The sequence below is a fragment of the Pseudomonas sp. PA-7-1E genome, from assembly GCF_021605325.1.
GTDB classification, from domain to species: Bacteria; Pseudomonadota; Gammaproteobacteria; order Pseudomonadales; family Pseudomonadaceae; genus Aquipseudomonas; species Aquipseudomonas fluorescens_BV.
Genome location: NZ_WKFA01000017.1, coordinates 38,931 through 59,166 on the forward strand (window position 1 = coordinate 38,931; position 20,236 = coordinate 59,166).

Here is a 20,236-nt window from a genome sequence, read left to right on the forward strand (position 1 = left end):
CACGCTTGGCCTACTGGGGTGTTCGACAATTGGCCGTATCGGCTACGTGTGTTGGCTTGCCACCACGGGGTGACCGGTCGGAGGCGGCAGGCTGTCCCGAACGGAGCTGGCTAAATCGCCATGCAGTGCAAGTGTCGTAGCGGTAATAGGTGGCGTAGTTCATGGTGTGATTCCTTTAAGTGAGCGTGAAAAACAAGTTATCAGGCGCTGAAAAAACAAAACCCCCGATCGGGGAGCCGACCGGGGGTTTAGATTTCTCTGGTAGGCGACCCCTTGAGTAGTGGGCGCCGATTTCAGGTATCAGGCGCGCCAGTGGCTAAACCAATACCCAAAATAAAAGCCGGCCAGTGCGCTCGAACCGTTCACACGGATAGCCGACACTGAGCGCAAGGCGCTGGCAGCAGGGCAAACCTGAGTGTGGGTGAGTGGCAACATGGGGCTCTCCAAATGATGGGGGGAGCTTACTAGAGGCGTGCGGGTGGGTTCAATCAGTAATTTCTATTGCGTGGCAGTACTTACCGCTATGGGCATAGGTATCTACACAACTTTGCTGCGACGCTGGACCTGTGGCGAGGGAGCTTGCTCCCGTGACGGCCTGACAGCCGGCGCTGACCTGGCTGAGGCACCGCGATCCAAATGTGGGAGCTGGCTTGCCTGCGAAGACGGCCTGACAGTCAACACAGTTGGACCGTGTACATATCCATTCCTGCGGTAACGGCGATACCTATGCCGCTATGGGGTAAGTGTGGATATGCTGACGGCTCTCAAACAATGATTGCCAGGACGCGACCATGACTGCCTTGACCCTTGCTGCGGCGCAAACCGTTTCCATCCCGGGCGATATCGCTGCCAATATCCAGCGGCACCTGGCGTTGATGCGGGCCGCGGCTGAACAGGGCGTGCAATGCCTGGTGTTTCCAGAACTGTCACTGACGGGCTACGAGCCGTTCCTGGCGGCCGACTTGGCCATCGACCCGCAAGACGCCGTGTTGACGCCTTTGCGTGAGTTGGCGCGGGAGCTGCGGTTGACGGCTGTGGTGGGCATGCCGGTGCGTCTGGCGCCACAAACAGGTGTGCTGATCGGCGCGCTGGTGCTTGGGGCGGACGGTTCAGTAGGCGTCTACACCAAGCAGCATCTGCACCCCGGCGAAGAGCTGGCATTTGCCGCGGGGCAGGGCGGTGAAGCCCTGGAATTGGCCGAGGAGCGTATCGCATTGGCGGTGTGTGCGGACTTTTCCCAGGCCAGCCATCCACGTCAAGCGGCGGCAGCGAGCGCCACGGTGTATGCCGCCGGCGTACTGATCAGCGAGGGAGGCTACGCGGCGGACAGTGCTTTGCTTGAAGGCTATGCGGCCGAGCATGGCCTGTTGGTACTGATGGCTAACCACGGTGGCCCGTCCGGAGGCTGGGCTTGTGCGGGCCGCAGTGCGATCTGGACCGCCGATGGCAACTTGCTTGTTGCCGCCCCCGGTGTCGGCGACGCGTTGGTGATCGCCCGTCGCGACGGCGGGCAGTGGACCGGCCAAGTGGTCGCCCTCTGAATGAGGTTTCATTTGCGCCGGGCCATCGAGCAGGACCTGCCGTTTGCCCGCACCCTGACCCAGCAGGCCATGAGCCATTACTACCGTCAGAACGGCTTGTTGTGGTCCAACGACGGCTTCGACGTGGCCTGGGCGGGCCGCGAGAACTGGCTGATCTGCAACGATGACGTCGTCATGGGCTTTATCAGCCTGAGCCGCGACGGCAAGGCCTTGTATATCCGCGAGTTGCACCTGCTGGAATGCTGCCGCAAGCAGGGCGCGGGCACATGGGTGCTGGAGCAAATGGCGCTCAAGGCACGCGTCGAGGGCCTGGGCTTTCTACGTTTGACGGTGTTCAAGACCAACCCGGCAAGAAGGCTGTATCAGCGCCTGGGGTTGAGCATTGTCGGTGAAGAGGATGGCTTCTGGCGGATGGAGCGTGAGTGTCGCGCACTCACATCGGACTAAAACATGCACGTCCTACAAATAAGCGCATACTGCTGTCAGCTAGTGCTTTGTTCGTCGTGGGGTTGAGCTCTTGGCTCATCCACGATAACGCCCTCTTTCATGCCCAGAAGTACCGCCACTTTATGGGCTTCTCCACGCCGTCCCTTTTTGCGTCCGGAGAGCACTTGATACGTGGTTGCCGGGTCTACGCCATGCTCCCGGGCGAACGCTTGAACTGACTTTCCTTGATGTTCCAGCCAGGCCTTGGCTTGTGCAGCAGTACGGATTCCGGGCATAGTTCAAAACCGTTCAAGTTTGTTTAACGAAGTGATGGTGTGACACCTCTTGGGGTGTGCCAATTTAGGATCATACATCCAAATGAGTGGAATCGGTTCGCGCTTAAGGCAAGAAAGAGAGCGACTTGGCCTGTCGCAGAAAGTTTTTGGAGAAATTGGAGGCGTTGAAGCGAACGCCCAAGGCAAATATGAAAGCGGTGGTCGTGCACCCAAGGCCGACTATTTGTCTCGCGTCGCCGAAAAAGGTGTGGATATCCTGTACGTGTTGACCGGCAGCCCAACGCCGATCCAGCTGGATAACCTGAGCAAGATCGAAGAAAAAGTGCTGGGCAATTACCGAGCGATGTTCAAGGAAGACCAGGACGCAATCCGTCGCTTGACCAGTACCTTGGCTGAGCATTCATCCGTGGTGAACGGAAAAGCCAAGTCGCCCCCCCAGGAATCCTGACCTTTAGCCCAGGAAACAGGGCTGTTCGCCAGCCGGCGAACAGCCGCAGCACGTTTAATCTCTATATATATGACACTTGCAACTAGGTCTGCGCCTTGGTTTTTTGCTAAGGTGTTCAGCAACCTATAAGACCATATCGCGAGGTGTCTGCTTGATTAGGGTGCTAGTAGTCGATGACCATGATCTCGTTCGTACAGGCATTACACGAATGCTGGCTGACATCGACGGCCTGCAAGTAGTCGGCCAGGCGGAGTCGGGGGAGGAATCCCTGATCAAGGCCCGGGAGTTGAAGCCCGATGTGGTACTGATGGACGTCAAGATGCCTGGGATTGGCGGTCTTGGTGCCACGACCAAGCTATTGCGCAGCCACCCGGACATCAAGGTCGTGGTGGTCACGGTGTGCGAGGAAGACCCGTTCCCCACCCGTTTGCTGCAAGCCGGTGCCGCCGGCTACCTCACCAAGGGCGCAGGCCTGGCCGAGATGGTGCAAGCCATTCGCCTGGTATTTGCCGGCCAGCGGTATATCAGCCCGCAGATTGCCCAGCAATTGGCGATCAAGTCGTTCCAGCCCACCAGCGATTCGCCATTTGATGCGCTGTCGGAGCGGGAAATCCAGATCGCCCTGATGATCGTCGGTTGCCAGAAGGTGCAGACCATCTCTGACAAGCTGTGCCTGTCGCCCAAGACCGTCAATACCTACCGTTATCGTATCTTCGAGAAGCTTGCCATCAGCAGTGATGTTGAATTGACCCTGCTCGCAGTGCGCCACGGCATGGTGGACGCCAGCGCCTGACATGACCACACCGTTTGATCCGAGTGCCTTTCTCTCCACCTGCAGTGGCCGCCCCGGCGTGTACCGCATGTTCGACAGCGAGGCGCGCCTGCTTTACGTGGGCAAAGCCAAGAACCTGAAGAACCGTCTGGCGAGCTACTTTCGCAAGACCGGCCTTGCGCCGAAAACCGCCGCTTTGGTGGCGCGTATCGCCCAGGTCGAAACCACCATCACCGCCAATGAAACCGAGGCGCTGCTGCTTGAGCAGACGCTGATCAAGGAATGGCGGCCGCCTTACAACATCCTGCTGCGTGATGATAAATCCTACCCTTACGTGTTTTTATCGGATGGCAACTTTCCGCGCCTGAGCATTCACCGCGGGGCAAAAAAGCAAAAGGGCAAGTACTTCGGGCCTTACCCCAGCGCCGGGGCGATTCGTGAAAGCCTGAGCCTGCTGCAAAAAACCTTTTTTGTGCGTCAATGCGAAGACAGCTTCTACAAGAACCGCACCCGGCCGTGCCTGCAATATCAGATCAAGCGCTGCAAGGCGCCCTGCGTGGGCCTGGTGGAACCTTCGGAGTACGCCGAGGATGTGCGCCATTCGGTGATGTTCCTCGAAGGGCGCAGCAACGCACTCACCGATGAGCTGTCCGGGGCCATGGAGCAGGCCGCCAGCACCCTGGATTTCGAAAAGGCTGCCGAACTGCGCGACCAGATCTCCCTGCTGCGCCGTGTCCAGGACCAGCAAAGCATGGAAGGCGGCACCGGTGACGTCGACGTGATCGCCGCGTTCGTCAACCCGGGCGGCGCCTGTGTGCACCTGATCAGCGTACGAGGCGGGCGGGTATTAGGCAGCAAGAACTTCTTCCCGCAGACCGGTATCGACGAAGACGTGGCAGAGGTCATGGCCGCGTTCCTTGGCCAGTACTACGTCAGCAGCCCTGAGCGCGACCTGCCGTCTGAACTGATCGTCAACGTGGTGCACGAAGACTTCCCCACCTTGATCGAGGCCATCCACGAGCTGCGCGGCCGCGAGCTGGACATCAGCCACCGCGTACGCGGCACCCGTGCCCGCTGGCAGCAACTGGCCGTCACCAACGCCGAACAGGCCCTGGGTGCACGCCTGGCCAATCGACAGCACGTCGCTGCACGCTTCGACGCCCTGGCCGAGGTCCTCAACCTGGACGAGCCGCCCCAGCGCCTGGAGTGCTACGACATCAGCCACTCCAGCGGTGAGGCCACGGTGGCCTCTTGCGTGGTATTCGGGCCGGAAGGGCCGATCAAGGCCGACTACCGGCGCTACAACATCGAAGGCGTTACCGCCGGCGATGACTACGCCGCCATGCACCAGGCGCTCACGCGGCGTTTCAGCAAATTGAAGGACGGGGAGGGCAAATTGCCCGATATCCTGCTGGTAGACGGCGGCAAGGGCCAGTTATCCATGGCCCGTGACGTGCTCAACGAACTGGCGGTGCCGGACCTGATCCTGCTCGGTGTGGCCAAGGGCACCACGCGCAAGGCCGGTTTCGAGACGTTGTATTTGAATGATGCCGCCCATGAGTTCACGTTGAAGGGCGACTCACCCGCACTGCACCTGATTCAACAAATCCGCGACGAAGCGCACCGTTTCGCCATTACCGGCCACCGCGCCCGCCGTGGCAAAACCCGGCGAACCTCAACCCTGGAAGGGGTTGCGGGGGTTGGCCCGACGCGGCGTCGCGACTTGCTTAAACATTTTGGTGGCTTGCAGGAGCTGTCCCGTGCCAGCATTGACGAGATAGCCAAAGCACCCGGTATCAGTAAAAAGCTCGCTGAATTGATTTATGCAAACCTGCACAGCGAATAGAATGCCTTCTCACCTCGTAGCCAGTTGTGCCGATGAATATCCCTAATCTGATCACCGTTCTACGCGTCCTGCTTATCCCGATTTTCATATTGTTGTTCTATTTGCCGTATGAATGGAGCTACGTCGCCTCCAGTTCGGTATTCGCCTTCGCAGCCGCCACCGACTGGCTCGACGGCTACCTGGCGCGTCGCCTGGAACAGAGCACGCCCTTCGGCGCGTTCCTCGACCCCGTGGCCGACAAACTCATGGTGGCCGTCGCCCTGGTCCTGCTGGTGCAGGAACACGGCAACCTGTGGCTGACCCTGCCGGCCGCCGTGATCATCGGCCGCGAGATCGTCGTCTCGGCCCTGCGCGAATGGATGGCCGAAATCGGCGCCCGCGCCCACGTGGCCGTCTCCAACATGGGCAAATGGAAAACCGCTGCGCAGATGCTCGCGCTGGTGATCCTGCTGGCCAACCCGTCGGACTTCTCGTTCTGGGTCCTCACAGGCTACGCCTTGCTGCTGGTCGCCGCAGGCCTGACCCTGTGGTCCATGCTGCAATATCTGCGCGCGGCCTGGCCCCATCTGCGAACCACCGTTGAAAAGAAATAAAACTTTTTTGAATCAAGGGGTTGACGGGTGCTGAGGATTCTATAGAATGCGCATCACCAAGCGGGAATAGCTCAGTTGGTAGAGCACGACCTTGCCAAGGTCGGGGTCGCGAGTTCGAGTCTCGTTTCCCGCTCCAAGCATTAATGAAAAAGCCACTCTAGCGAGTGGCTTTTTTTTGCCTGTGATTTACGGAATAGACGCTTCGGCGTCTTTTTTTGTGTGCAAAACCGTGGGTGCTTAGGGTGATCCGGTAAGACTCAAATTCGTATTGCTACTGGATTCGCTCAGTTCACCTGTCACCAAGCCTGCTACTGTTTATTCATCTTCCCGGCGCGCATCGACCTTTGGTCACGCGTCACTTCTGGTACCGATAATCCTGAGTCACGGTGGTTTCCAGGCGGTGGACTTGCCCCATCATGCGACAGCAGCAGCTCGCCTTCATCAGCTCAACCCCGACAACCTTCCTATCCTGGCAACTGCTTGAAAAGGCCTCGCTGCGTGATGCGCCCCCCAATGCTCACCCGAAGAAGCTATGAGACATGAGAATTGGACCCCATGAACGCGGTGTTTATACTCAGTGAACCCGCAGTGTGAAAGGGGCAAAAAACACATGGAGCTACACAAGGAGCAAGGAATGGTCTACGGCCAACGGAAAGAAACGCACACAGGGCGACGATCAACGATGCTTCGCCCTGCCAGCGCGGAATGTTCCGGCGTGCGGCTGCGGGTAGTGCTGACGGAGTGCAAGATCGCGCCAATGGATTTCGCGCTATTTCTGAAGATCAGCCCTCAGCGGCTGACCAATTGGTTTTCTCGTGGTATCCCGTACTCGCAGCTCGATAAGATAGCCAGGCTGCTGAGCGTTAATGCACAGTGGCTGGAAACAGGGGATGGCGAGAAATTCCCGGCGAAAAGCGAGTAGCGAAGCCCTGCGCGGGCACATAGTAGAGAGCCCCCGGCAGGCGGGGGGCTCAAGGTCTGATGGTTGATTGGGTTACGGCGTGACGCTTCGCAATATCAGGTGGGTCGCCGTAGCGGCCAGTTCCAGATCCTCCTCACCGTTGAGGATGGGCGTGAACGCCTCCGAATGAGGGTCGAAATGTTCCGCGAAATCGTCGCCGCCCAGCTCCTTGCGGGCCAACGCCCACCAGTCGTCGAATACGTCGACATCGGGGTTACAGCCCACCGCATAGGCAATCAGCTGCTGGCAGCCATTGGCTTGGCGTCACCGCGCTCGGCGAGCCAGTAGACGCCCTGGTCCTTGACCAGAATGATGGAACATTGATTGGCGATAGCCTCTGCCAGCACCGGCTTCAGATCGCTGCCTTTGAAGAGCAATGACATGGTGGCCTCCTTGCTACCGCGGGACTCCCCAACCGCAAGCGTGGGCGTCCCTTGGGATGACGGAAGTGATGAAGGGATAACGCGGCCAATGTGCCATTGACGCACCGCGGTCTTGAAGGCGTTGACCGCCTGGGACGTTGCCGGCGACGCCAGCGAACATGGGGGCAGTGTGATCGAATGCTTGGCGGCGGGTGTCTGTCAAACCGAATCAGGCACATGCCGGTTTATGGCCGGTGGTCAGTACTCATCCAGCAGGAACACTGCCGTAAGGTTCCGGTCAGCTTCGGTGAAGATACACAGGTCCAACCCGTCACTGATGGCGTAGGACGACAGTAGGTAACCGCCGAGTTCCAGAGTCGCGTCGTTGTAGCGTCGATGCTCTGCGCGCACATCGCACCAATCGCCGCAGATGTGCCGGCGCACATAGGGCAGCGGGTCGAGTAGATCCTGTCGGATCAGGGCGTCCACGCAGCGGGAGAAGGTCAGGCCACCGAAGGGGAACCGGGGCTGGAGGGTGACGAAGGCGGGCATGGGGAGATGCAAATCCTCCACGGGGATGGGGCTTCGTACTCTAGCAAGGTAGAACGTTTCGGCGGCGAGGTCGCGGTCACAAACACGTGCGTAATGGCATGGCTTGTGGGGGCGGCAGGTATGCTTCGGCTGGGTAGGAAAATTCCATGAGACAGGCTCTTGGCAACGTGTCCAACCCCGCAGGTACTTCATCGTTCGCTGACCCATGACGGTGTCACTATTTATGGGTGAAGGTGTTCGCCTCGCTGGTTTCCTTGACCGCAAACATCAGGCAGCGCACCGCTTCACGATCCTGTTCCGACAAGCAACGGTAGTAATGGACCAGGCGCTCTTCCTCTCGATTGAGCTGTCGGGGCCGCAGGGCTGTACCGATGGCGGTACGTAATGAGGGGAAAAGCGAAGTATTTAGCATGATCGAAGTTCTTCATGAGATAAAAGGAGATGTGGGCTTCTTGCCCAGAACAACTGAATACATAACGTTTATTGTAGAAAAGGGCTCGTCATTTTTCGTGACTGTTGGGTATTTCAGATGGGGCCGTCGGAAGTGTTTGGCGAAGGTGTAGGAGCGATCTTTCAAGCCCTATTGAATAGAGGTGCGATTGAGCGGAAAGCCCACCAATCTGGCACCCATCATCAGATTGGCGGTGGGGAGGTACGAGTCTGTCAAAAACGGGACACCTCCTTGAAGGCGCTGGTCAAATAGCGCGTCGCCACCCGGTCGGTTTCCGACAGCGTACGGAAATGTTCAATCAAGCGTGCTTCTTCACTCGTGAACGCACAGTCGGCGCCTCGGCCAGAACACAAAAATCAGTTGTGAAACACTTTTGGTAGCTGGCATGAGCCTCGTCCTTACTTGCGGGGAAAACAACTGATCGTGTGGTGTGTTGAGGCCCGTCTGGGCAAGCAATCAAGGGTATTTATGGTAAGTGTAGAAAGCTGTTCTCGGCCGTGTTAAATATTTTTTACAGGCGGGATTTGCTGTCAAAAAACGCGCTCGGTGTTGGTGCATACGCATGCGATTGACCATGTTCAACCATCGCTGCAACTCAAGTTGATTCGCCCGTCTTTGTAGGGGTATAGACGCTGGCCAGCACCTTGAATGGATGATGATCGTGCAGCTGCTCGAGGGAATTGTCGTATTGCGCTCGCTTTGAGCATTAGCACTCTTGCCTCACCTCTGGCCGAGGGCCCGCCCGGATTCATCAGGGGAGTCAGGCATGCAGGACGTTACACAGGTGGGCTTGGAAAGTTGAGAAAAACTCTGCACAATTTTGAGTGGCCAGAGCTATGTGGTGATAGATGAAAAGATGGGTGTTATTTCAACTTATTGAATTAAAACGATATTTATAATTGGCATTGGTTTTGCACTTCAGATTGGGCACTGGTTCATCTCCCGGTGCTTTCAACCCAATAAGGAGAAGCGCAATGCCAACACCTGCCTATATGATTATCGAGGGTAGCAAGCAAGGAGCGATTACATCCGGTACCTTCACTGCGGATTCGGTCGGCAACATCTACCAGCAAGGCCATGAAGATAAGATTCTGGTTCAGGCGTTTGATCACCAGGTGATCATTCCGCGTGACCCCCAGTCGGGACAACCAACCGGGCAGCGGGTACACAAGCCGTTGATGATCACCAAGGTCTTCGACAAGTCTTCACCGCTGATTTTCAACGCCTTGACCTCGGGCGAGCGTCTTGAAAAATGTCACCTTGCTTGGTATCGAACGTCTGCAAAAGGGCAGCAAGAGCACTATTACTCAATCGAACTAGAAGACGCGATTATTGTAGATGTGAAGTCGCGCATGCCCAACTGCCAGGACCCGGCGATGGCGCATTTTACCCATCTTGAAGATGTGTATTTCACCTATCGGAAAATCATTTGGACCCATGAAATCAGTGGGACGACGGGGTCTGATGACTGGCGGAATCCGGTCACTGCATAACGCTCGTTCTTGTAAGTAAAGGGGAGTGGCTTTACTCGGCCACTGCCCTGCTGGTGAGGTCATGAGCAGTATATATTCTTCATTTTACATTGCTTTAATTTCAGTGATCAGATCCGTGAATTCAGCTTCTGTTAACTCGAACTCGGGCCCTTCTTCCATTGCCATCAACACAAGCAGCGCGCGACGCATAGGGGTAGTGAGCTCTAAGCAATGGTCTTGATGTATTTTGAATGCTGCTTCAGCTATTTTGGTTATATCAAAACCTCTCGCAAGTGTTTTTTCAAGATCGATGGCAAGTTCATTATTTGAGTACATTATTTCCAACTCTCCAGTTCTGCACCTGTTGGTGGGTAGTGCTGCGCCTTCAATGTTTGCCCATTGATGCTTTTGGGGTGAACTCGATTAACGTTGCCTGAATGATCATAGCTTTCCATCCATTGCCTCGTGAAGCCTGTCTTAGGGTTGTACTCTGTGACAAAAGAGGCACCACGTGTAGGTCCTTCTTTTCGAGCTAGCGTTTCCTCATCGTAGTAACGAATTCTGCCATCAGGCAACGTCTTCGTGGTAGCTGCCGTTTGCTGTGCGCTTTGTAATCCTGAAGTTTTAGCTTTTAAAGCAGCTGCGGCATTAACACTTGTGGCATCACTCGAGCGTAGTGCAGGCTTGGACGGGGTGATGTCATCCATAACCAATGGGGCAGGTCGCGGAATGATAACCGGAGCCGCCTCGTTGCCCGATATGCCTCGCACAGTACCATTTGATTTGATCCTGTAGGACCTTAGCCAAGCGCCCAGCTTTTTCAGTACTTCACCAAGCTTTTTCAGAAGCCCCAGGAGCTTGGTAGAAATAGATCCCGCCGCTCTAGCGGCAAGACCAACACCGGCGGTGAATACAATCAGCAATGCAGCCAATACGATCTCGAATACTGCAGCTCCGGCAACCTTCGCCCATTCCCTTCGGTGCTGAGCTTTTACGTAGGTAATCGAAAAATTTTTAAGTAGCTCTTGGCTTGGTGCGTCTTCATAAACGAAGCAAGCGATCTCAAAGGCTTGCGCAAGATCTTCAGGTTTTATTTTTGAAGGATCAAAGCCGAGGGCCTTCACGAGATCGTTTTTCTGTGCCTCTGAGTAATTATTGGCGAACGATTCGACCCAAGATTTTCCATTGCTACTTTTTGCATTCCAAGCAGAAATTGCAGCGTTTGCAAAATGATTGAATGGGTTGATAAGGTCTGACCACGCTTTGGTGTCTTTGATCAGTCCAACGCCACTTAAAAAGAATCCACTCACGGCGCTGCCGGTTAGATCAAGAGCATTGCTGAACGCACTCTGCTGGTCTTGAATTTTCTGTAGCGCAGCAGCCTCGGCTTCCTCGTGTTTAATAATTGCGTCAAGCGCGTCTTTGAGTTCCTGTCGGGCTGTGGTGAGCTTTTGCTCATCAAAATTCTGAAGCAACTCAGCTTTATATTCGCCGGGTGGAGCTTCGCAAAACAGATCTTTACCATTCGCAAGTTTGTGGATTGTCGTCTCGCCCCCGATCGTGAGATGACAATCTATGTTCGGGTCCAATCGTTCCCCGTTACTCCACTCGTAGATGTGGCCAATGTGCTTGTTTTTGTCAGGTTTTCGAGGCGCTTGATCCTCGCAATCAAACTGCCTTTGCACAAGCGGCACGTGTGGGGGGAAGCTATTCGGCTGTGTCGTGCTGCAGACCCCTGATGGCGTCAATTTCCTTGAGTTGTCGCTGCTCATCGGCAATGAGCTCCTTCAAATGGTTGTTCTGTCCTTGAATCGCCACTGCCGTATCAACTATCGGCAGTGGCAAGCTTCGGGTGTATCTCCTCGGTTAGATCGGGTTCGGCGGCGCATGCCAAGGGCGCAACCACCTTGACCAGCGTGGGCGATTCGCTTCACTGAAGGCGGCGCGTAACTCCTGCGCTGAAATGCGCCGGGCGACCGAGTTGATCTTCAACGCAAGCTGCAGCGCCGGCCAGCAGGCACGGGGCAGATGTGGCGGGCACACCAACGTACGGTCCAGCCGCTGCGTCTTGGCCTGCTTGGCGCTGCAGTGGTGATAGGGATGTTGGCCGCCCGCCAGTTCGTACAACACACAGGCGAGGGCGAAGAGGTCGGAGGCCTGGCTGATCTCGCCACCCTCCAGCAGTTCCAGTGCGGCGTATCCGGGTGTCCAGGCGGCAATGCGCTCACGTTGCAATCGTGGCAGGCCGAGCAAGCGGGCGTCATTCGAGGCGGCCAAACCGAAGTCGAACAGGCGTAACCCGTTGTCCCCCAGCATCAGGTTGCTGGGCTTCAAATCGCCATGCACCACACCGTGGAGATGGGCATGCACCACCGCATCGAGCATGGCCAGCGCCAGTGGCTGCAGCAGGTCCCAGCACACTCCCTGCGGGCACTCGGCGATCACCCGGTCGAGGGGCGCACCCTGCAGCCATTCCATGCTGATGAAACCCCGTTGCGATGGCCCATCGACGGCGTAGTCGTAAAGCCGGATCACATGGGGATGGTGCAGGTGCTGGGTCAGCGCAAATTCACTGAACAACAACGCATTGGCATCCGGGCACGCCGCATGGCTGTCGTTCATGACCTTGATCGCCACATAGGGCTGAGGGTCGCCAAACTGGGCACGTAGTGCATCGTGGGCGCAGTAGACGGCGCTCATGCCCCCCACGCCGAGCAGGCGTTCCAGCCGATAGCGATCGTTCAACCGCTCCGGTAAGGGTTCAAGTGGTATCGCTGTAGTGGCCACATCAGGTTGTGCGGCGAAGGCGAAGTAGGTTGGCTGCGAGGCGTTTTTCCCTGGCGGCAGGCCGGTGATGATGTCGCTGTGCAGGTCGGTCATAGCCGCACCACCACGGCCGTCAGGTTGTCGTGCGCCGGGCCGCGCAGCGCCGATTCGACCAGTTGCTTCACGGCGGCCTGCGGCGTGGCAAGGCTGAGTGCCTGGCCAACCGCCTCGCTGCTGAGTTCCTGATACAACCCATCGCTGCACAACAGGAAGACATCGCCCGGCCGGGGGGAGAGCTCCAGCACGTCCAGTTCCAGCTGCGCTTTGGCGCCGATGGCCTGGGTCAACGCCTGGGCAGAGGGGTGCAGGCAGGCCTGTTCGAGGCTCATGTGCTGCTGCGCCACCAGGTGTTCGAGCAAGGAGTGATCGCGTGAAAGCTGGTAGAGGCGATTGTCGCGCCAGAGGTAGCAGCGGCTGTCACCGGCCCACACACAGGCCAGCCGGTTGTCATGCATCAGCAGGGCCACTACCGTGCTGCCCATGGTGGTGTCCCGCCGTTGTGGCGTCACCGTCAGCTCCTGATTGAGCCGACGGTTGAGCCAGTGCAGGCATTGGCGCAACTGCGCCAGGCGCTCCGCGTAATCACCCGCTGCCGGTAGGGCGAGCAGGCTGTCGACTACCAGGCGGCTGGCAAGGTCGCCGGCTTGGTGGCCGCCCATGCCATCGGCAACGGCCCAGAGCCCGCGCTCGGGGCAGTTGAGAAAGGCGTCCTCATTGCGCGCCCGCACCTTGCCCGGGTCAGTGTGGGCGGCACTGCTCCAGGACCCGATCATTACAACGCCGCCGGCAGACGGAAGTTGCGCACTGCCGTCAGGTCGAAAGGGTTGGGCGAACGCTGGCTCAGCAGCAGGTAGTTGGCACGCAACCCGCCGACATCGGCTTTCAGCATCAGCACATCACGTCCGCGATGCGCCTCGGTTTCCATCAGGTCGAACAGCCGAAACAGTGACCATTGCCCGGTGTTCTTCTGAATACCCGTGCGGTGCCCGCTGAGGTCTTCAACCAGCAGGCTGGTGAGGCCATCGCTCGCTTCGTTGGGCCACTGAAAGTTGGCTGACGTGATGGGGCCATGCCGATATTCCAGCTGCTTGTCACCAAAGCGGAAGTCGGCGCGACTCAGGTTGGCGTCGAGCGAGTAGGGTTCCAGGCTGAATTTGATCAAGGGTTCCGAGGCATTTTCGGCAAAGAAACCACGACGGATCTGTTGCACGTTGCTCATCTGCTGCAGGATGCCGCGGGACACTGGCAGGCTCCGGCCCTCGACACTGCGCAGGCGGTACTGGTTACCGTCAAAGGTGACGAAGGGTTTCAGGTAGGTATCGAAGAAACTGTCGACGGTGCCTTGGGCTTTGAAGAACTCCCGGAAGTCGGCGATCGCAACATCGCTGGCGCTATGGGCATGGAACGGATATCGCTCATGCAAGGCGGTTGTATAGACGCTGTAGAGCTCGCCTTGATAACGCTTGTTGAGGTAGTGGTAGGCATCGCCCAACACCAGTTGCCAGTTGTCGTCGCTCATCCCGCGCAGCCAATGGGTGATCGGTGCGGGTAAGCGGGCCGCCGATGCGCGTACGCTATCCAAGGCACTGCGCTGGCCGCTCAGGCGGGATTTAGCCAGTTCGAAGGCCGCGTAATCGGGCTGGTTGCCTTGGCTGACCGCCAGCAATTGTTGATGCAGGTCGGTGAGGGCGGCCATGGCTGGAGCCAACTCTGGGCCAGTACCGCCATTGTCGTCCAACAGCCGATGGAGCGGTTCGAAGCGCCGCTGCAGGGCGGCCTTGGCCGTTACTGGACGTTTATCCGCCAGGGTGGTGGTGGCTTTCTGGGCGACCGCTTTCGTGAGGCCGCCTACAGGGCCAGCCACATCCGCGATCTGGCCCGCGGCGTCGGCTACGTCTGCTACGGCTTCGCCGACGGTCGGGAAGCGTGTGTTGTCGCGTAGTTGCGTCAACAACTGCACCAGGGGCGAATTGGAGGCAATCAGTGCGGCGGCCTGGTCGGCCCCCTGGGCGAGGCTGTTGAGCGGTTGCAATGCAACTTTGGCCAAGGCCTGATCCCAGTGCTCGCCGTAGTCGCGAAAGTACAGTTGCTCCAGTTCGGCCAGCAGGTCGCGCAGCTGGATGGGGTTGAGGCTGCTGCTTTCGCCCATCACCCAGTTGTCGCGCAGGAACTCGTGAACAAGCGTTGCACCGCGCACCAGGAAGTACTGCTGATAGCCCTGCTGTGTGTACAGGCCTGGGATTACCGTATGGGTTCCGGTCAACGCCAGCCCCTGCGGCCCCAGATGCTCGTCCAGACGATACGGCGGCAGGTTGCGCGACTGCTCGCGCAGGCTGCGGTAGACCAACTGGGCCAGCGGCTCCTTGCGCAGCGCCTGGCGGGCCTGGGTGACCAGGCTGTCGTTGAGTGGATACTCGAAGGGCTGTTGCAGCAGGCGGGAGAAGTGTTCGTTCAAACTTGCCTGCGCGGCCACATTGCCGGCGTAGCGTCGATCCCAGTCCGTGGCTACCCAGTCTTTGAGGGTGTCGTTGTCACGGTGTTCCGGGCGGCCCAGCATCAGGTAGGTACGCAGGTTGTCGAGCAGTGCTTGCCGGTTGCTCAGGTTTGCGCGGATTTGCCCTTCCAACTGACGTGCAACGCGCGGCAGCAATTGCCTGTCCAGCTCATGCTGGTAGCGTTGCTGCAGAACGGCGGTGGCAGGCTCACCTTGGTACAGGCCAGTACGTTCGTGCAGTGCCAGTGCCGACTGAGGCGGGAATACTTGTGTGGCGCGGTAACTGGTTTCCAGCTCGGGCAAGACCCCCAGTGCATCATCCTGGGGGGTGATTGCCGCCAGTTGCTGCCCGAACTGTTGGCCCAGGGTGCGCAACTGTTCGAAGCGTTGGTGATTCTGCGTGAAACCACCAATCCACAGCAGCCCGAACAACGCCAGGCAACCCAGTGCGCCGGCGTACAACGCCCGTTGCCCCCAGTGCAGGCGGCGTGATTCCCGTGCGTCCAACCCCGCCAATCCGGCTTCAGGAAATACCACGCGGGTAAGCAGATGATGCACAAAGCGCGGGGCGCCACGCATTGTGCGCAGCGTACGTGGCGCTACTACCGGCGCTTCCACCTCGTCCGGGTCAGCGGTACTGCTGGGGGTGGCACTGTCCCAGTGCGGAACGCTGGCCAGGTAGACGCCGCGTAACTGGCTGGCAGGCTCATAGCGGTTGCCGGCAAAGGCGGTTTCAACCAGCAGCGCCAGGTGGGTGCCGATCAGGCCCAGCCGGTGTGGGAAGTCCAGAATGCGGCCCCTGGATTCGATGCTGCGTTCCTGCTGCAGGCGCATCACAACCTGGCTGTTCAAGCGCCGGAGCAGGTCTTCGAAGGTTTCATGCAGCACCGTTGGGTCGGTGCCTTGCTGGTGCTCCTTGAAGCTGATCCCCAACACCTGTTGGCTTTCTTCTCGGGAGAGCTGGCTGAAAAAAGCATCGAAACCTTGAACGCTATCGGCCTTGGTGAGTACCAGGTACACCGGCAGCCGGCTATGCAGGCGCTGATGGATGTCCAGCAGCCGGCTTCGGACCTGTCCGGCCAAGTGCCTCAGCGGCTCGGGATTGCTGTCCAGCAACAGGGTGATCGGAATATTGACCAGCACTCCATTGATAGGGCGGCTGAGCCGACGACGGCGCAACAATTTCAGCAAGGTACGCCACCCTTCGGTGTCCGCAGGTTCCTGTGCGGCCAGGTAACGGCCGCTGGTATCCAGCAGCACGCCTTGTTCGGCGAAATACCAGTCACACTGTTGGGTTGCCGGCGGCGGGCTGCTCTGCTGGCCGTCCAGTTGGTTGAGCGGAAACTTGACGCCGGAGTGGTCGAGCAGGCTGGTCTTGCCTGCGCCTTCGGGGCCTATCATCAGGTACCAGGGCAACTCTTTGCGCCACCGTGCACTATGGCCGCTGTACAACCCGGATCGTTGCAGCGTCTGCACGGCGCTTTTGAACAGGCGACGCAGCGTGGCCTGTTCCTTGTCGACAGCACGCCGTGAGGGCGGCAGGGGATCCTGGCCGTTGTTTACCGAACCGGCGGCGTTGCGCCGATCACTGGCGACAAGAAACAGGCCCCAGGCGAGCAACAGCCCGCAGATGGTCAGCAACCGCGACGTGGCGCTTTCCCAGAAACGGTGATCAGCCACCGCCAACAAGGGGCCAGCGAACCAGATCAGCAAGGCCAGAGTGATAACCACGAGCAGGCTCCATAGCCACGTCTGGGCCAAGAGGCGGGTCAGTGAGGTGAATAGCGTTTTCATCGAAGAGGCTCTCTGAGGTAGAAATCAGGCGTAGGCCCGTTCGGTATTTTTTGGGGTGACCTTGGCCAGGCCCGCTGCCGCCTGGTTGGCGTCCAGGGCAAGCCAAGCCTTGAGCAACTGCTGCAGGGCTGGGCTGTCGGCGACATCGCCAAACACATCCTGCCAACCGAGTGTTCGCTCGCCTTGTGCTTTCAGGCGTTTTTGCGCCCGGCTGAGCTCCTGACGCTGCTGGGTGCGCAAGGCGTTCAGTTGCTGCTGGCTGTCCTGGAACAGCGTGCGCAGTTGCAGCTCGGTCAGGCGTTCGAAGCGTAAGTCGGTCCGCCCTCGCAGGTTGTGGCGGAACTGGGTGTAGGTTAGTGCCGGGACCTGCTCGACCTCGGCTTGAATGGACTCAATCTGCAATCCCAGTTGCTTACGCTCCCTGTCGGTGAACAGCGCGCCCGTTTCTTTCTCCCGGGAGACGCTGGCGTACCAGCGCAGCAAGGTGGCCAATGCGGCATTGGCATAGCCGGGGTCATTGAAGTGTTCGCCCATCGACAGCACTTGCGTGGCGAAGGACTGGCGCGCGGGCATGTCGCCTTTGAGCTCGATGGCGCCGGCGAACTTCGCGCAGGTCAGCTCTTCGATGGCCGCGCAGCCGGGTTGCCAGAGCACCGACGAGGCGGCGCTTTGGCCGGCTTTGCGTGGCATGAAGTGCCGCTGTTCGCCATGGTGCTGGTAGGGATCGCCACGTAGATTGAGCAGGCCCCCTAGTAGCAGGACGGTACCGATCATTGGGTTGCCGATACTGGCGATGAGCATGGCACTGCCGGGTAGCGCCATTTTCCATTCGGCGTCCATCCAGGTGGCCGGTACCGACGGGATTGGGTCGTTGTGGTTGACCAGGCGGTGATGGGGCAGGGACTGAGCGGCCTGGACGAAGGTCCGGTTGCCGGTGCGTGGGGAACCGTAGGTGTAGAGCTGGATATCGTCGGAGTATTCGCGTTGTAGCCATTCGGCCAGCAGCAGGGCAATGGCGCCGCCGAGGCTGTGGCCGCTGACGATGATGGTTTGTCCATTGCGATAGAACGCTTTAATGTATTGATCTACAAACTTCCGGGTGACCAAAAAGGCATCATGAAAGCCGCGATGGATCTTTCCCTGACCATCTGCATGGGGCACTTGTCGGGCATCCGCATCGCGCAGGAAATCAGCAAACTCCTGACTGCCACGTACCGAAATCAACACCACCTTATCGTTGTGGGTAATAAAGGCCTGGGTTTCAGTCTTCTTGTGATGGAGAAAATGAACCTCCTCGGGGTACTTCCAATTGGCCTTGGCTTCCTTGGCGTAGCGTTCCGGGTCGTAAGGCATGATCTCCAGACGCTTGGAGTAAGGCACCTCTTCACTCAGTAGATGGAACGGACCGCTTTGCTTGAACTGGGTCGGCGGGATCAGGTGGCCGAGCTGGCTTTGCAGGACGCTGCCAATGCAGCCCGGCACGGTGTAGGGAGGTGGTGTTGGCGCTTCGTCAGGCTTGCGTTCCCGGTGAAACGGGGCGTAGCTGAGCACGGCCATCATCGACAGGTGATAGGCGTTCAGGGCACAGAAGGCTTTGTCACGGGAAAACAGCGGACTTAATGCGCGCAGGGCTTTGACTTCCAGCACATTGTGCTTGTTGACCATCAAGGCGATGCCGGGCTGGGTGTTGGAGTGGGTGCAAGCTTCCTTGAGAAAGGGCGAAGGGCGCGGATCCAAGGTGATATCGGCCTCCGGCAGGTGGGCAGCTTCTCCGGGTTTGGCAAAGTCGCGGACTTCGACTTGGAAAAAGGCAGCCTGCTCCTGTTCGGCGCGTTCGCGTGCCTTGTAGGTGCGGCCATTGATGCGTGGGCCGCTGGAGGATTGTTCGGCGGCGACCTGGAGGGCGGTCAGGGGAAGTTTGAACGCTTTACGTTGCTGGATGACTTCATACCAAGGGTCAACAGTTCCTCGATAAGGCATTGAAAGATCAAGTATCAGTGGTCCGTAGTAGAAGTTTTCCAGATAGCCATACCCCTCATGATCAAGCACGCCCGAGTAAGACATCCCCCAGCGGTCATGCAGGGTGTAATCAAGGCCTGCATAAGGTGTCGCATCGCCATGTTCGTCAACCAGGCGAAAGCTGCACCAGAGGCCACGTTTAGGGCAGGTTTCTTTGAGTTTAAAAGTCATCCGTGATTACTCCGTGCAGCCGGGATAAACCGTGCAGGTCTGCCCGTTCATTTGAAAGGTTTTGAAAATGGGAGGTTCTTGGCACTTGATCCATCCACCCTCTTTGGGAAGGCAGGGTTTCCAGCCATTCGGAAACTTGATCCAGGTGTTGTCGTAGTAGGGTTCCTCCACCGGATTGACCTCAATGGCCAACTTCACTGTCTTGCCGGCCAACTGGTCGTATTGCAGATGGGTTCCCGTGGCCTCACAAGTGAGGAGCTTTTCAAGCTCGCCAAAGCGTGACTTGGCCTGGCTTTGCTGAAATAGCCAGCTGCATTCAGCGGTCACGGCGCGCACGCCATCTTTGTCGAACCCAGGTGCGTCTGCCGGCAGTTGTTTGAAGATCCTGAAACCACCATTGGCGTAGGTCTGTTGCCAACGCTGAGGGCCATGGCGCCCATTGATATCCAGGTCTACGGAGGTCAATTGCATCCTGCACAAGCCAACGCTGTAGGTCAGCGGAACCTTGTGCTTAAAGCTCTGCGGTTGCGCCTGAATGGGTATGTTGTCGCTGGTGCCGTAGTAGCGCGGGCTCCATTCGCCATACAGGTTTTGTCGCTGACAGACGCTGCTCTCGGGATCCACCGGGTCATAGGAGGGCATGATGTCCATGCCGAACTCCGCCGGCAGCGTGCCCTCGAAAGTGAAGCTGTCCAGGCCGTAGCGGCCGGTGGCCGCGACTGCGCCTTCCTTGGCGGCTACGGCGACCCAACTGCAGGCGTTCAGGCCGAACAGGGCAATGGCAAGGCTACCCAGGCGTAAGTACTTCAACTCTTTGCGCCACCGTGCACTATGGCCGCTGTAAAACCCGGATCGTTGCAGGGTCTGCACGGCGCATTTGAACAGGCGACGCAACGTGGCCTGTTCCATGTCGACAGCACGCCGTGAGGGCGGCAGGGGATCCTTGTCGTTGTTTACCGAACCGGAGGCTTTGCGCCGATCACTGGCGACAAGAAACAGGCCCCAGGCGAGCAACAGCCCGCAGATGGTCAGCAACCGCGACGTGGCGCTTTCCCAGAAACGGTGATCAGCCACCGCCAACAAGGGGCCAGCGAACCAGATCAGCAAGGCCAGAGTGATAACCACGAGCAGGCTCCATAGCCACGTCTGGGCCAAGAGGCGGGTCAGTGAGGTGAATAGCGTTTTCATCGAAGAGGCTCTCTGAGGTAGAAA

18 protein-coding genes, 1 tRNA gene and 1 pseudogene are annotated in these 20,236 nt (G+C 58.4%); 9 read left to right on the plus strand and 11 right to left on the minus strand.

Translation table 11 applies throughout. The annotated features are described in order from the left end of the window. Positions 1–791 precede the first annotated feature (791 nt). The gene (locus tag GIW79_RS13685) at positions 792–1,541 is read left to right on the plus strand and encodes a carbon-nitrogen hydrolase family protein (RefSeq protein ID WP_236453184.1); all 750 of its coding nucleotides are present in this window, start codon (positions 792–794) and stop codon (positions 1,539–1,541) included. Continuing rightward, positions 1,542–1,988 carry a GNAT family N-acetyltransferase gene (locus tag GIW79_RS13690; protein WP_058410179.1) on the plus strand — a complete coding sequence of 149 codons (447 nt, stop codon included), beginning with the start codon at positions 1,542–1,544 and terminating at the stop codon, positions 1,986–1,988. It abuts the gene before it with no gap. Positions 1,989–2,023: 35 nt separating this feature from the next. Here GIW79_RS13690 and GIW79_RS13695 read toward each other — a convergent pair whose 3' ends face one another. Further along, positions 2,024–2,263, minus strand: a complete 240-nt coding sequence (locus GIW79_RS13695; protein ID WP_081095754.1) for a DNA-binding protein — start codon at positions 2,261–2,263, stop codon at positions 2,024–2,026. An 82-nt stretch (positions 2,264–2,345) separates the two neighbouring features. Between GIW79_RS13695 and GIW79_RS13700 the strand changes: the two genes are divergently transcribed. The 6 genes from GIW79_RS13700 (at position 2,346) to GIW79_RS13725 (ending at position 6,844) form a co-directional block, all read left to right on the plus strand. Continuing rightward, positions 2,346–2,711: a helix-turn-helix domain-containing protein gene (locus tag GIW79_RS13700; protein WP_003190384.1), complete on the plus strand. Its 366-nt coding sequence runs from the start codon at positions 2,346–2,348 to the stop codon at positions 2,709–2,711. A 151-nt stretch (positions 2,712–2,862) separates the two neighbouring features. Then, positions 2,863–3,504: a response regulator transcription factor GacA gene (gene gacA / locus GIW79_RS13705; RefSeq protein ID WP_003190387.1), complete on the plus strand. Its 642-nt coding sequence runs from the start codon at positions 2,863–2,865 to the stop codon at positions 3,502–3,504. Between the two features lies 1 nt (position 3,505). Next, on the plus strand, positions 3,506–5,329 hold the full coding sequence (gene uvrC / locus GIW79_RS13710) for an excinuclease ABC subunit UvrC (protein WP_019821446.1): 1,824 nt from the start codon (positions 3,506–3,508) through the stop codon (positions 5,327–5,329). A 32-nt stretch (positions 5,330–5,361) separates the two neighbouring features. After that, a complete protein-coding gene (gene pgsA / locus GIW79_RS13715; RefSeq protein WP_003190391.1) occupies positions 5,362–5,922 on the plus strand; it encodes a CDP-diacylglycerol--glycerol-3-phosphate 3-phosphatidyltransferase in 561 nt (186 codons plus the stop codon). A 60-nt stretch (positions 5,923–5,982) separates the two neighbouring features. Then, positions 5,983–6,058, plus strand: a tRNA-Gly gene (locus tag GIW79_RS13720). Between the two features lie 498 nt (positions 6,059–6,556). After that, positions 6,557–6,844: a helix-turn-helix domain-containing protein gene (locus tag GIW79_RS13725; RefSeq protein ID WP_236453198.1), complete on the plus strand. Its 288-nt coding sequence runs from the start codon at positions 6,557–6,559 to the stop codon at positions 6,842–6,844. Between the two features lie 72 nt (positions 6,845–6,916). On the opposite strand, the pseudogene GIW79_RS13730 reads toward GIW79_RS13725, so the two are convergent. The 3 genes and pseudogenes from GIW79_RS13730 to GIW79_RS13740 all read right to left on the minus strand — a co-directional run bounded on the left by GIW79_RS13730 (position 6,917) and on the right by GIW79_RS13740 (position 8,209). Further along, a pseudogene (locus tag GIW79_RS13730) lies at positions 6,917–7,266 on the minus strand (DUF3085 domain-containing protein). Positions 7,267–7,503: 237 nt separating this feature from the next. Next, positions 7,504–7,797: a hypothetical protein gene (locus tag GIW79_RS13735; protein ID WP_236453199.1), complete on the minus strand. Its 294-nt coding sequence runs from the start codon at positions 7,795–7,797 to the stop codon at positions 7,504–7,506. A gap of 217 nt (positions 7,798–8,014) precedes the next feature. Further along, entirely contained in the window at positions 8,015–8,209 is a 195-nt protein-coding gene (locus tag GIW79_RS13740; protein ID WP_236453202.1) for a hypothetical protein, read from the minus strand. A 1,013-nt stretch (positions 8,210–9,222) separates the two neighbouring features. On the opposite strand from GIW79_RS13740, the gene GIW79_RS13745 reads away from it, so the two are divergent. Continuing rightward, positions 9,223–9,741 (plus strand): Hcp family type VI secretion system effector, encoded by a 519-nt coding sequence (locus GIW79_RS13745; protein WP_236453205.1) that lies wholly within the window; start codon positions 9,223–9,225, stop codon positions 9,739–9,741. Positions 9,742–9,825: 84 nt separating this feature from the next. Here the strand turns inward: GIW79_RS13745 and GIW79_RS13750 are convergent, their stop codons facing one another. The 7 genes from GIW79_RS13750 to GIW79_RS13780 all read right to left on the minus strand — a co-directional run bounded on the left by GIW79_RS13750 (position 9,826) and on the right by GIW79_RS13780 (position 20,212). Next, complete coding sequence (locus tag GIW79_RS13750; protein ID WP_236453209.1) at positions 9,826–10,056, minus strand: hypothetical protein; 231 nt, start codon at positions 10,054–10,056, stop codon at positions 9,826–9,828. After that, positions 10,056–11,492, minus strand: a complete 1,437-nt coding sequence (locus GIW79_RS13755) for a hypothetical protein (protein ID WP_236453212.1) — start codon at positions 11,490–11,492, stop codon at positions 10,056–10,058. The genes GIW79_RS13750 and GIW79_RS13755 overlap by 1 nt, the downstream gene beginning before the upstream one ends. 94 nt (positions 11,493–11,586) lie before the next feature. Then, positions 11,587–12,600 (minus strand): serine/threonine-protein kinase, encoded by a 1,014-nt coding sequence (locus GIW79_RS13760; protein ID WP_236453214.1) that lies wholly within the window; start codon positions 12,598–12,600, stop codon positions 11,587–11,589. Next, the gene (locus GIW79_RS13765; RefSeq protein ID WP_236453228.1) at positions 12,597–13,319 is read right to left on the minus strand and encodes a PP2C family protein-serine/threonine phosphatase; all 723 of its coding nucleotides are present in this window, start codon (positions 13,317–13,319) and stop codon (positions 12,597–12,599) included. Before GIW79_RS13765 ends, GIW79_RS13760 begins: the two co-directional genes overlap by 4 nt. After that, entirely contained in the window at positions 13,319–16,834 is a 3,516-nt protein-coding gene (gene tssM, locus GIW79_RS13770) for a type VI secretion system membrane subunit TssM (protein ID WP_236453230.1), read from the minus strand. Before tssM ends, GIW79_RS13765 begins: the two co-directional genes overlap by 1 nt. 24 nt (positions 16,835–16,858) lie before the next feature. Then, positions 16,859–19,024 carry a lipase family protein gene (locus GIW79_RS13775; RefSeq protein ID WP_236477376.1) on the minus strand — a complete coding sequence of 722 codons (2,166 nt, stop codon included), beginning with the start codon at positions 19,022–19,024 and terminating at the stop codon, positions 16,859–16,861. Positions 19,025–19,030: 6 nt separating this feature from the next. Next, a complete protein-coding gene (locus tag GIW79_RS13780) occupies positions 19,031–20,212 on the minus strand; it encodes a hypothetical protein (RefSeq protein WP_236453233.1) in 1,182 nt (393 codons plus the stop codon). Positions 20,213–20,236 lie beyond the last annotated feature (24 nt).